Origin of the sequence: Curtobacterium sp. NPDC090217 (assembly GCF_044746705.1) — a bacterium.
In the GTDB taxonomy this organism is placed as follows: Bacteria; Actinomycetota; Actinomycetes; order Actinomycetales; family Microbacteriaceae; genus Curtobacterium.
On record NZ_JBIVCR010000003.1, the window covers coordinates 151,593 to 164,398 of the forward strand.

A 12,806-nucleotide genomic window follows, 5' to 3' on the forward strand; every position below is an offset into this window, starting at 1 on the left:
GGCGCACGGGGTGGGGACGGGGCGATGTCGGTCGCGGTCGGTACCGTACGAGCGTGCCGCAGACCACGCTGACACCAGCACCCGCTCCCGAGCAGGTGTCGCGCGCGCTCGTGGCGGACCCGGCACAGGCGGCGGTCCTCGCCCTGCCGGACGACGTGCACGCCGCGGTGATCGGCGCACCGGGTACCGGCAAGACCTCGACGCTCGCGCGGCTCGTCGCAGCTCGGCTGCGGCGTCCGGACGCGATCAGCGCCGACGGTCACGCCACCGTGCTCGCCCTGACCTCATCGCGCACGGCGGCGACCGCGCTCCGCGACCACCTCGCCGTCACCGTCGAACGCGTCACCCCCGGCGCGCTCGCACGGACCGTGAACTCCCTCGCCTTCCAGATCGTGGCGCACGCCGCAGCCGTCCAGGGGCAGCCGGCGCCGACGCTGCTGACCGGTGGGGAGCAGGACCGCATCCTCGGCGACCTCCTCGCCGGGCACGAGACCGACGGCACCGGGCCGGCGTGGCCGGAGCCCGTCACGGCAGTCGTCCGGGAGCGTGCGGGGTTCCGCACGGCGCTCCGTGACGTGATGATGCGCGCCGTCGCCGCCGGAGTCGAACCCGACGACATGCGCGAGCTCGGTGACGACCACGGCCGTCCCGAGTGGCGTGCGGTGGGCGACCTGGTCGACGAGTACCGCGCCGCGGTCACCGCGTTCCGTGCGACGAGTCTCGACGCGGCCGAACTCGTCGCGTTCGCCACCGCGGCGGTGCTCCGCGGGGAGCTCCCGCCCGCCGTCGCGGCGCTCCGGCTCCTGGTGGTCGACGACGCCCAGGAACTCGTCGAGGGCGAGATCGCCCTGCTCGGGGCCCTGGCGCGCTCCGGTGTGCAGGTCGTCGCGTTCGGCGATCCCGACATCGCGGCATCGGCGTTCCGCGGTGCCGAGCCCGACGTCCTCGGCCGGCTCGCGCCACGGCTCGGCGTCGACCGCGTCCAGGAGATCGTCCTCGGCACGGTGCACCGTCACCCCGCGCCCATCCGTGCGCTCGTCTCTGCCGTCACCGGGCGTGTCGGTGCCGCCGCCGCGGGGCGTCAGCGCACGGCCGTCGCCGCGGACACGGACGCGCGCGCCGACTCCGTGCTGCACCTCGAAGCCGGCAGTCGATCGGCGCTCGTCGTCGCGATCGCCAGGCGGTTGCGTGAACACCACCTGCTCGACGGCGTCCCGTGGCACCGCATGGTCGTGGTCACGCGGAGCGGCGCGGCGATCCCCGAGCTCGTCCGCGCCCTCTCCGTCGCGGAGGTCCCGGCGACCGCCGGCGCTGCCCCGACGCGCCCGCGGGACGACACCGCCGCGCGATCCCTCCTCGACGCCGCCGGTGTGTCGCTCGGTGTGCTGTCCCTCGACGCCACCCTCGCCACCGCGTTCGCGACCGGGCCGCTCGGTGGGCTCGACACGCTCGCGATGCGTCGGCTCCGGCTCGCGCTGCGCCGTGAAGAGCTCGCTGGTGGCGGCTCCCGGACCGCCGACGAGCTGCTCGTGGACGCGCTGGGGGCTCCTGAGCGCCTCGCAACCGTGGACGCTGCCTTCGCCCGACGCGCGACCCGACTCGCGCGCAGCCTCGTGCAGGCCAGAGCGGACGCCGACGCCGGTGCCAGCATCGAGGAGATCCTCTGGGGGCTCTGGGAGCGCAGCGGTCTCGCCGGGATCTGGGGCGGGCAGTCCCTCGCCGGCGGCGTCGGAGCGGCCGAGGCGGACCGGCACCTGGACGCCGTGGTCGGCCTGTTCACGGCCGCCAAGCGGTTCGTCGAGCGGACGCCGGACGCACCCGCCCGGGTGTTCGTCGACGACGTGCTCGGCGCCGACCTGGCCGAGGACAGCATCGGCCCGGACCGCACGGCCGGCCGGGTGCGCGTGCTGACACCGTCGGCGACGATCGGTCTCGAGACCGACGTCGTCGTGGTCCTCGGACTGCAGGACGGCGTGTGGCCGAACACCCGGGTGCGCGGCAGCCTGCTCGACCCGGACGGCCTGGTCCGCGCCGCCGCCGGGATCGACCACGCCGCCGTCGACGACCGTGCGGCCGTGATCGGGGACGAGCTCCGGCTGTTCGCGCGGGCGGTGTCCCGCGCGACCACCCAGGTCGTCATCGGGACGATCGCCAACGACGACGAAGCGCCGTCGCCGTTCGTGCGGCTCGTCCCCGTGCCGCCCGATCGGCAACCCACCGTGCACCCGCTGTCCCTCCGCGGCCTCGCCGGGTCGCTCCGGCGCCGGGTCGTCTCCACCGGCGACCACGAAGCAGCCTCCGCGTTGGCGCGCCTGGCGGCGGAAGACGTCCCCGGCGCGTCACCGGACGACTGGTACGGCACGGCGGAGGTCACCACCGACGACCCGCTCGTGGACCTCGACGCCGACCCGCAACCGGACCCCGTCAGCGGCGAACCCACCCCGCCGACCGTCGGCGTGTCCCCGTCCAGGATCGGCACCTTCGAGGAGTGCCCCGTGCACTGGTTCGTGCAGACGTTCGGCGGCGGTGCACCGAGCCCGGCGATGGGCATCGGCACCATCGTCCACGAAGCGATGGAGCACGCCACGGAGATCGACGTGGAGTCCCTCTGGCAGCGGGTGGACGCTCGCTGGGGTGAGCTCACCTTCGAGTCGCCGTGGATCGCCGACCGCGAGCGTGCCAGGACCCGCCGCATGATCGAGGGGCTGAGTGACTACCTGCGCACCTTCGCCGCCGCCGGTCGACAGCTGCTCGGTGCGGAGACCTCGTTCGCGCTCGTCACCGGGCCGGCTCGGGTCCGCGGCAGCATCGACCGGATCGAGATCGACCCGGACGGCACCGTGAGCGTCGTCGACCTGAAGACCGGGCGGAGCATGCCGAGCGAGAAGAACGACATGCCGGAGCACCCGCAGCTCGGGGCGTACCAGCTCGCGGTGGAGGACGGCGCGGTCGACGGTGTGCCCGCCGGGTCGCCGATGGCCGATGCCCGACTCGTCTTCGTGCAGAACCCGAAGGGCGGGCACGCCTACTCGGAGCGCACGCAGCACGCCTTCGACGCCGATGACCGTGCCGCGTACCGGGAACGCCTGCACGCGGTGGCCCGCGGCATGGCCGGCCGGACCTTCGTCGCGAACGTGGACGACCACTGCGAGAAGGCGCGCACCGGTGTCGAGTGCCGGATCCACGTGGTGGGAGAGGTGACCTGGTGAGCACGACCGACACGACCGGCACGCCTGCCGCGGCCGGCACGACCGGCACGCCTGCCGCGACCGGCACGACGGTCCGCCACGGTGCCGACGCCATCGCCGACGCGCTCGGGCGACCACGTCCGACCGGACAACAGCGTGCCGTCATCGAGTCGCCGCTCGCCCCCGCCCTCGTCGTCGCGGGAGCAGGCAGCGGCAAGACCGAGACCATGGCGTCGCGCGTCGTCTGGCTGCTGGCGAACGGACACGTGCGACCGGACGAGGTCCTCGGGCTGACGTTCACGCGCAAGGCCGCGGGCGAGCTGTCGATCCGCATCAACGACCGGATCGCCGCGCTGGAGTCCGCGGGGCTGATCACCCCGGGTGACGCCTTCGAAGCGCCGACGGTGTCCACGTACAACGCCTTCGCGAACAGCGTCTTCCGCGAGAACGCGCTGCTGGTCGGCCGCGACGGCGAGTCGCAGGTCCTCACCGAGCCGTCCGCGTGGCAGCTCGCGCGACGGGTCGTCGTCGCCGCGCGGGACGACCGACTCGCCGGCCTCGACCGGAACGTCGACACGATCACCGCCGCCGTGGTGGCGCTCGCCGGCGCCGCGTCCGAGCACCTCGTCGAACCCGAGCAGCTGCGCCGGTTCGCGATCGAGTTCACGGAGCTCCTCGAGCTCCCCGGGAACCGCGGCAAGCCGTACGCAGCGATCACCGCCGCGGTCGCGTCGATCGGCGCACTCGAGCCGCTCGCCGACCTGGTCGAGGAGTTCCGTCGGCAGAAGGTCGACCGCGGGTTCGTCGAGTTCTCGGACCAGATCGCGTTGGCGCTCGCCGCAGCCGAGGCCGCACCGCGCGTCGTCACGGACCTCCGGCAGCGGTTCCGCGTCGTGCTGCTCGACGAGTACCAGGACACCTCCGTCGTGCAGACACGGTTCCTCGCCAGGCTGTTCCGGGAGCACGCCGTCATGGCCGTCGGGGACCCGCACCAGTCGATCTACGGGTTCCGCGGCGCGAGTGCGGCGAACCTCGCCAGGTTCCCCCGTGACTTCGGCGGCGCCGGTGACCTCGCACCGCGGACGTTCGCGCTGTCGACGAGCTGGCGGAACCCGGTGGACGTGCTCGCCGGGGCGAACGCCGTGGTCTCCCCGCTGTCCGAGGCGTCCGACGTCGACGTCGAGCGGCTCTCCCCGCGTCCCGGCGCGGACTCCGGCGACGTCCGTGCCGTCTTCACCGAGACCCTGCCGGAAGAGGCCGACGCCGTCGCGGCCTGGTTCGAGGACCACCGGCGTCGCAACCCCACCGGGTCGATGGCGCTGCTGCTCCGTGCCCGCAAGGACCTCGCCGCCTTCACGGCGGCGCTCGGGCACCGGGGTGTGCCGTACCACGTGCTCGGCACCGGGGGGCTGTTGCAGCGTCCGGAGATCGTCGACCTCGTCGCGTGCCTGCGCGTGCTGCACGACCCGGCTGCCGGCAACGACCTGATCCGGCTGCTCGCCGGTGCCCGGTGGCGGGTGGGTGCTGCGGACATCGCGGCGCTGCACGGGCTGGCGCAGTGGCTGTTCAAGCGGGACCACACCCAGCAGCGCCTCGACGACGACGTCACCGCGGCGTTCCGAGCGTCCGTCGCGGTCGGCGAGCACGGCTCGGTCGTCGACGCACTCGACTTCGTCGCCGTCGCGCCGGACGACCACGGTGCGCTCGAGGGCATCACCGAGGCCGGGCGTGCACGCATGCGTCGGCTCGGACAGCAGCTCGCGATGCTCCGGTCCCGCGCAGGTGGGGACCTCGTCGACTTCGTCACGCTCGTCGTGCAGGAGATGCACCTGGACATCGAGGTCGCCGCGCACGAGCAGGGGAGCGGCGCGTTCCTCGACGCCTTCGTGGACGAGCTGTCCGGGTTCGTCGCCACCGACGACCGTGCCGATCTCGGGGCGTTCCTCGGCTGGATCGACGCGGCTGCCCGTCGTGACGACATGGGACCTCGGTCCGAGGAACCCGAGTCCGGCACCGTGCAGATCCTGACGATCCACGGTTCGAAGGGGCTCGAGTGGGACGCCGTCGCGGTGCCCAGGTTGGTCGAGGGCGCACTGCCGGCCCGCCCGCAGGAGGGCTCGTCCGGCTGGATCGGCTTCGGACGGCTGCCCTACGAGTTCCGGGGCGACGCCGACGAGCTGCCGCGTCTGGCGTGGCGGGGGCACGACTCCCAGAAGGACGTCACGGTCGCGATCGACGCGTTCAAGGACGAGGTGAAGTCGCGCAACGAGGACGAAGAGCGTCGCCTGACCTACGTGGCGCTGACCCGGTCGCGGCACGAGCTCCTGGTGTCCGGCTCGTTCTGGGCCGGCGGCGTGAAGCCGATGCAGCCCAGCCGGTACCTCGGGGACCTCGTCGAGGCGGGTGTGGTCGACGGCGGCGCGATCCCCGAGACGACCGTGCACGACGAGAACCCCCTCGGCGACGCCGGCGCGACCCAGTCCTGGCCGCACGTGCCGTTCGGTGCCCGCGCCGTCCGGGTCCAGGCGGCGGCGGACCGCGTCCGGAACGCGAACCCCGGTGCCGCCGGGCGGTTCGCCGCCGACATCGACCTGCTCCTCGCGGAACGTCGCGCGAGCCGCTCCGGCAAACACCGCGTGGTGGTACCGCACCGGGTGCCGGCGTCGGGGTTCAAGGACTACCTCACCGAGCCGGACGCGGTGGCCGAGCGGCTGCGCCGACCGATGCCGGAGCGGCCGTACCGTGCGACCCGTCTCGGCACGCTCTTCCACCAGTGGGTCGAACAGCGTGGGCATGCGGGCGGTGCGCTCGAGACGCTCGACGCGTGGGACGACGAACTCGACATCGACCTCGACGAGTCGGCACCGGCAGACGCCGCGGTCAGCGACGACGACGCCCGACGGCTGGGGGAGTTCCAGGAGACCTTCGCCCGCTCACGGTGGGCCGGGCTCACCCCCGTCGAGGTGGAGCGAGAGATCCACATCCCGTTCCTCGGGCACAGCGTCATCTGCAAGCTCGACGCCGTCTACGAGATCGACGGCCGGATCGAGGTCGTCGACTGGAAGACCGGGAAGGCGCCGGCGGGCAAGACCGACCTCGAACGACGGCAGTTGCAGCTCGCGCTGTACCGCGTGGCGTACGCGGAGTTCACCGGGCGACCGGTGGACGAGATCGGCGCGGTGTTCTACTTCGTGGCCGACGACCTCGAGGTCCGGCCGACCGAGCTCCTCGACCGTGCCGGACTCGAACAGGCGTGGAGCGCATCCATCGGCTGACGCGACGGTCGGGGCGGAGCCGCCCCGAGCCTCCCGGCCGCCCTCTCGCGCCGCGCACTCCCGCCGACCGGTCGCACCGCGCACTCCCGCCGACCGGTCGGGGATCGTCGTTGGGAGGCGCACCGGACGACGGAACGTGACCACTCGGCGAACGTGAGCGGTGTGTTGTGACCGGTCAGAGGCTCCCGGTGAGAGCCGCGGTCCGACCGGCGTCAGCCGTGGCGACGCTCGGTCGACGACAGCAGCTGCTCGACCTCGCCGATCTCCATCGTCTCCGGGGAGACCGACTGCAGCGGTGTCGACGTCGGCGCGTGCACCGCGTCGACCAGTCGGTGCATCATCGCGACCGCGTCGTCGACCACTTCGGTGCTCTTCGCCTGGACACCGTGCAGCAACCACTGCGCGGTCTCGAGCTCGTGGTACACCCTGGCGCGCTGGGCGAGCTGCCGGTCGCGGCCGCCGCCGTTCGCCTCGTACGCGCTGAGGACCGTGTCGAACGCCTCGCGCCGTCCGGCCAGCACCCACGCCAGGTCCTTCGCCGGGTCGCCGAGCCGGAGCTCGCCCCAGCCGAGGACACCGGAGACGGCGTCGCCCTCGACGAGGATCGCGTCGACCCCGAAGGCGCCGTGCACGACGGTGGGCGTGAACTGCCAGAGCTGCTGGTCGCGGGCAGCGCCCTCCCACCGCTCCTGCAGTGCGGCGGGGACCAGCTTGGTCGCCACCGCACGGTCCATCACGGACACCGCGGAACGGAGGATCTCGAACGGGGTGAGGGACGGCAGACCGGCGTCCGTCACGAAGCTCGTCGGCAGCACGTGCACGGCGGCGATGGACCGGCCGACGCTGGTCGCCAGCTCCGGCCGCTCCGCGAGTGCGCGGAGCGCGGGGTGCGCCCCCGGGACGTAGGTGGTCACGATGGCACGCGTGGACCCGATCGGCGCCTGACCCCGGTACTCGGGGACGGCGAACGGGAGGCGCGACCTGATCCCGGCGCTCAGCGCCCGGATCGCGAGGAGGTCGGCCGACTGCCGTGCCTCCGCGCGCTGGTTGCGGGGTCGCCGGATGGCCGACTCGGCCCCGTCGGCGTCCCGGAGGACCGCCGACTCGTAGTCCCCGGCCGCGATGGAACCGAGGGTGCGCGTGCCCGTGACCACGAGTCCGGGAACGGCCGTCGTCGCCAACGCCGCTAGAGTGAACTGGGATCCCGCCATGCCCCTCAGGGTAGGTCCGCATGCGCCGCGAACGACGTTCGCCACGCTGACCCGGTCCCGACACGACACCGATCTGAGGAGTCCCACGTGACCGTGGAGTTCGCCGCCCGGCTTCCGCTCTCCCGCAACGAACTCGACCGCGACGCGGAGTTCCGGACCACCGACGACCTCGAGCGGTCCCTGCGGGACGATCCGGAGACCCGCTTCCTCCCGGTCCACGGCGGTGCGATGCTGCGGCTGCCGTCCGGCTCGCTGCGCTTCGTGGGCGCGGCCGACGTGCCCGACGACGCGCCGGTGATCTACCTGGGGCGGTCGGTGCGGGACGCTGACGACGCCCCGTCCGGCACGCGCTTCGCGGCCGCGCTGGTCGACGACGACGCCGCCCGACGGATCGAACCGGACGCCGACGCGTGGGAGAGCCTGCGGATGTTCGGCACCGAGCTCTCGCCGCGCGACCAGGGCCTCGCGGTCGAGGCCGTCGCGATGGCGAACTGGCACGCGGTCCACGGGTTCTCGCCCCGGACCGGTTCGGCGACCGAGGTGGTGACCGGCGGCTGGGTGCGCCGCGACCCCGAGGGACACGAGCACTTCCCGCGCACCGACGCCGCGATCATCGTCGGCGTCACCGACGGCGACGACCGCATCCTGCTCGGCTCGAACGCCGCGTGGGACCAGGACCGCTACTCGCTGCTCGCCGGGTTCGTCGAGCCGGGGGAGTCGCTCGAGGACGCCGTCCGCCGCGAGGTCTGGGAGGAGTCCGGCGTGCGGGTCGACGAGCCGGAGTACCTCGGGTCGCAGCCGTGGCCGTTCCCCGCGTCGTTGATGGTCGGGTTCCGGGCGAAGGCGGTCGACGGCGACCCCTCCACCGCACGGCCGGACGGGGTCGAGATCCTCGACGTCCGGTGGTTCTCGCGCGACGAGATCCGTGAGCGTGCCGGGGACACCCTCCTGCTCCCGGGCAGGACGTCGATCGCCCGGGCGATCATCGAGGAGTGGTACGGCGGCCCGCTGGACCTGCCGTGAACCCTGCCTCGTCTCCGGAGGCGCTGCTCGCCGCGCTCGACGCGGAACAGCGCACCGTCGCGACGACGCTCCTCGGCCCCGTCGCCGTCCTCGCCGGCGCGGGCACCGGCAAGACCCGCGCGATCACGCACCGCATCGCGTACGGGGTCGCGACCGGCACCTACTCGCCCGCGCACGTCCTCGCGCTGACCTTCACCACCCGGGCGGCGGGCGAGCTCCGTTCCCGGCTGCGTGCGCTCGGCGCCGGCGCCGTGCAGGCCCGCACGTTCCACGCAGCGGCGATGTCGCAGCTCAGCTACTTCTGGCCGGACACCGTCGGCGGTCACGCGCCGCGGATCGTGGAGTCGAAGGCGCGGATGATCGCGCACGCCGCGGACACGGTCGGGATGAGCGTCGACAAGCCGGTGCTCCGCGACCTCGCCGCCGAGGTCGAGTGGCGGAAGGTGCAGCGGCTCACCCTCGAGGAGTACGAGGCAGCCGCCGCCGAACGGGTCATGCCCCGCGAGACGAGCCCCGCACGGGTGATCGACCTGATGCGCGCGTACGAGCGGCTGAAGGACGACCGTCGGCAGCTCGACTTCGAGGACGTCCTGCTGGCGACGCTCGGCATGGTCGAGACCGAGCCCCGGGTGGCGAGCTACGTCCGGCAGCAGTACCGGTTCTTCGTGGTCGACGAGTACCAGGACGTCTCGCCCGTGCAGCACGACCTGCTCAGGGCATGGCTCGGCGACCGTCAGGACCTGTGCGTCGTCGGCGACGCCAGCCAGACCATCTACTCGTTCGCGGGGGCGTCGAGTCGCTACCTGCTCGGGTTCGGATCGGAGTTCCCCCGGGGATCGGTGCTGCGGCTCGAGCGGAACTACCGGTCCACGCGCGAGGTCGTCCACGCCGCGAACGCGCTGATGCGCGGCCAGCCGGGTGCCCTCGACCTGGTCGCGCAGACCACGGAACCCGGCCCGGACCCGGTGGTCGTGCCGTGCGTGCACGACGGCGACGAGGCGCAGACCATCGCCAGACGGATCACCGACCTGGTCGCCGGGGGCGCGACGTACGGCGACTGCGCCGTGCTGTTCCGCGTCGGCGCACAGTCGGCCGCGCTCGAGGCGGCGCTCGGCCGCGCGGGGATCCCGTACCGGGTGCAGGGCGGGACGCGCTTCTTCGACCGTCCCGAGGTCAAGCTCGCGGTGCACCACATGCGCGGCGAGGCCATCCGGCAGACCGACGACGAGCTCACCCGCCGGGTCGGGCTCGTGCTGCAGGTCAGCGGGTGGACGCCGACCGCACCGGAGGGCACCGGAGCCGTCCGCGAGCAGTGGGAGGCGCTGCAGGCGATCATGGGCCTCGCCGAGGACGCCCCGGCCGGCACGACCATGCAGCAGTTCACCCAGGACCTGGTCGACCGCGCGGCGACCCACCACGAGCCAGAGCTCGACGCCGTCACGCTCGCGACCCTGCACTCCTCGAAGGGCCTCGAGTGGCCGAACGTGGTGATCGCCGGCGTCGCCGAGGGGCTGCTGCCGATCTCGCACGCGACGACCGACGACGAGGTGGACGAGGAACGCCGGCTCTTCTACGTCGGACTCACCCGCGCCCGCCGCACCGTGACCGTCACGTGGTCACGACAGGGGTCCACCCGAGGCGGTGCGCGGGCGCCGAGCCGGTTCCTGGCAGCGCTCGACAAGCGCAGCGGGGATGCGGCCGCACCTGTCGCCGACTGACCGACAGGTCGTCGCGCTCGAAGACGAGTTGCTCGTCGTCGGGACGCACCGTTGTCCCCGGCAGGTGCTCAAGGACCAGGCGGGTGACCGCTGCCGCGACCGCACCGGCACGGTAGGGCGAGAGCGGTGCTGCCGGTCGGCCCCAGACCTGCGCGGCGATCGCCGGCCACGCGGGATCGTCGTCGACGTGGGCGTACTCGATGCACTGCAGGCACGGTCCGGTACCGGGGACCACGAGCGGTCCGATCCGGATGCGGCCGTCACCGACGACGACGGGGACGTGCGGCGTCCCACGGCGGGTCCACGCCGACCGCAGCGCCGGGTCGACCACGTGCTCGGCGACGACGACGGCCATCGACGGCTCGGGATCCGGCAGCACGACCGGACCGCCGCGCGGGGCGACGGTCCGGACCACGGTCACACCGTCACCCGTGAGGAAGTCGTCGACGATCCCGGCGAGGTCGGCGGCGCCGTGCACCTCCACCCGGGCGAGCGGTTCGGGGAGCATGTCGAGCACGGCGGGTGACGCCGCGCCGAGCACCCGCGCAGCGACCTCCGGTCGGCACCCGACGCTCGCGGCGACGCCGGACAGGGCGTCCCGCCCGGTCTCGCGGCGGAGGGTGCAGAGGAACCGTTCTTCCGCCGTGGTGGGGACGGCGACCACGGCGCGTGGCGGATCGACGCCGAGCTGGACGGTCGTCGGGTCGCGCCAGACGAACTCGAGGGTCGGATCGATGCGGATGCCCATGGCCCCACCGTGCCGGACGTGCCGGGACCGGTGGGGGCCGTCGTCAGATCTGTGGAGAACCCGACGGACCCTTCGGCCCGGCGCCGCCCGACTCGTCGTCGCCCGACTCGTCGTCGGGACCCGAGCCGTCGCCCGACTCGATCCCGCCCGACTCGTCCTCGTGCGGGCGGTCGCCGGTCGTGTCGTTGAGCAGGTCCTCGAGCGCCCGGTCGAACTCGTCGTCCGCGGCGCTCTGCCCGGGGCTGCGGAGCCGGGCGACGAGTGCGTCGGGGAAGTCGATGTCGTCGGACACGGGGACCAGGTCGAACGCCGCCCAGAGCGCGTCCCGCTGCTCGGCGCCGAGCTCGTCCGTGACCCGCTGCCACATGGCGGCTGCTTCCCGGAGACGACGGGGACGGAGCTCGAGGCCGACCAGCGTGGCGAACGCGGACTCGGCCGGACCACCGGCTGCGCGGCGACGGCGGACCGTCTCCGCGATCGCGCCGGAACGCGGGAGGCGTGCCGTGGCGGCCGCGGTGACCGTGTCGACCCAGCCCTCGACGAGCGCGAGCATCGTCTCCAGGCGGGCAAGCGCCGCGTCCTGCTCCGGGGTGCGCGGCGGGATCAGCGCACCGGACGCCAGGGCGTCGCGGAGCTGCTCCTGGTCGGTCGGGTCGATGTCCGCTGCGAGTTCCTCGACGCGGTCGAACGGGATGTGGATACCGCGGGCGTACTCCGTGATCGAGGAGATGATGTGCAGGCGGAGCCACCGCGCGGAGCGGAAGAGCCTGGCGTGTGCGAGCTCGCGGACGGCGAGGTAGATGCGGACCTCGTCCTCCTGCACGTCGAGGCCCTCGGCGAACTCGGCCACGTTCTGGGGGAGGAGGGCCGCGACCTGCTCGTCCAGCAGGGGCACGCCGACGTCGCCGCCGGACACGACCTCCTTCGAGAGCTGCCCGACGACCTGACCGAGCTGGATCGCGAACAGTGCGCCGCCGACGCCGCGCATCGCCTTCGACACGTCGCCGAGCATGGCCTTGAGCTCTTCCGGGGCGCGCTGGTCGATGGCCTCGGTCAGCGCGGTCGCGATGCTGTCCGCGACCGGCTCGGCGATCTGCGTCCACACGGGTGCGGTCGCCTTCGCCCATTGCTCACGGGTGTAGAGACTCGGGGTCGCGGTCAGCTCGGCCACGGTCGTCACCTCGTCGAGCCAGAGCGCGGCGACCTGGAAGGCCTGGTCGCTCGCCTGCGACGTCGCCGGGTCGACCCCGTGCTGGCCGTCCTTCGCGATCGCGGTGGCGCGTTCGGCCGTGACCGAGAAGTCGATGCCGTCCCCGCCGTCCTGTGCCGCACGCTGGAGCTGGCTCATCAGGTTGGCGACGAAGGCCGGGTCGTTCGGCAGACCGGCCGCGCCGGCGAGCTGCGACGGGTCGATCTGGCCTTCCCCGGAAAGGAGCTTGCGGAGCATCTCCTGGAAGTCGTCGTCCGGCCCCGGCTGCGGTTCATCAGGCATGCCGACTACGCTAATCGCTGCTCGTGGGGCCGGACCTGGGACGGACCCGTGGGATCGCTCCGCGGGCTGCGCCCAGGGCGAACAGCCGAGCAAGAACCACGGCGAACAGCCGAGCGGAAGCCGCGGCGAACGGCCCGGCGGACGCCGCGGC

Annotated in this window: 7 protein-coding genes; 4 read left to right on the forward strand and 3 right to left on the reverse strand. The window is 73.4% G+C overall.

The genetic code is table 11. The features are described from left to right. Nucleotides 1-53 precede the first annotated feature (53 nt). Nucleotides 54-3,209: a PD-(D/E)XK nuclease family protein gene (locus ACIPJ2_RS12625; RefSeq protein WP_402729105.1), complete on the forward strand. Its 3,156-nt coding sequence runs from the start codon at nucleotides 54-56 to the stop codon at nucleotides 3,207-3,209. Continuing rightward, a complete protein-coding gene (locus ACIPJ2_RS12630) occupies nucleotides 3,206-6,463 on the forward strand; it encodes an ATP-dependent DNA helicase (protein ID WP_402729106.1) in 3,258 nt (1,085 codons plus the stop codon). Before ACIPJ2_RS12625 ends, ACIPJ2_RS12630 begins: the two co-directional genes overlap by 4 nt. 212 nt (nucleotides 6,464-6,675) lie before the next feature. Here the strand turns inward: ACIPJ2_RS12630 and ACIPJ2_RS12635 are convergent, their stop codons facing one another. Further along, nucleotides 6,676-7,674 carry a phosphotransferase gene (locus ACIPJ2_RS12635; RefSeq protein WP_402729107.1) on the reverse strand — a complete coding sequence of 333 codons (999 nt, stop codon included), beginning with the start codon at nucleotides 7,672-7,674 and terminating at the stop codon, nucleotides 6,676-6,678. A gap of 87 nt (nucleotides 7,675-7,761) precedes the next feature. On the opposite strand from ACIPJ2_RS12635, the gene nudC reads away from it, so the two are divergent. Beyond that, a complete protein-coding gene (gene nudC, locus ACIPJ2_RS12640; RefSeq protein ID WP_402729108.1) occupies nucleotides 7,762-8,697 on the forward strand; it encodes an NAD(+) diphosphatase in 936 nt (311 codons plus the stop codon). Next, nucleotides 8,694-10,415 (forward strand): ATP-dependent helicase, encoded by a 1,722-nt coding sequence (locus ACIPJ2_RS12645; RefSeq protein ID WP_402729109.1) that lies wholly within the window; start codon nucleotides 8,694-8,696, stop codon nucleotides 10,413-10,415. Before nudC ends, ACIPJ2_RS12645 begins: the two co-directional genes overlap by 4 nt. Here the strand turns inward: ACIPJ2_RS12645 and ACIPJ2_RS12650 are convergent. Next, nucleotides 10,306-11,163 carry a TOMM precursor leader peptide-binding protein gene (locus tag ACIPJ2_RS12650; protein WP_402729110.1) on the reverse strand — a complete coding sequence of 286 codons (858 nt, stop codon included), beginning with the start codon at nucleotides 11,161-11,163 and terminating at the stop codon, nucleotides 10,306-10,308. The genes ACIPJ2_RS12645 and ACIPJ2_RS12650 overlap by 110 nt on opposite strands. A gap of 43 nt (nucleotides 11,164-11,206) precedes the next feature. Next, a complete protein-coding gene (locus ACIPJ2_RS12655; RefSeq protein WP_402729111.1) occupies nucleotides 11,207-12,655 on the reverse strand; it encodes a zinc-dependent metalloprotease in 1,449 nt (482 codons plus the stop codon). Nucleotides 12,656-12,806 lie beyond the last annotated feature (151 nt).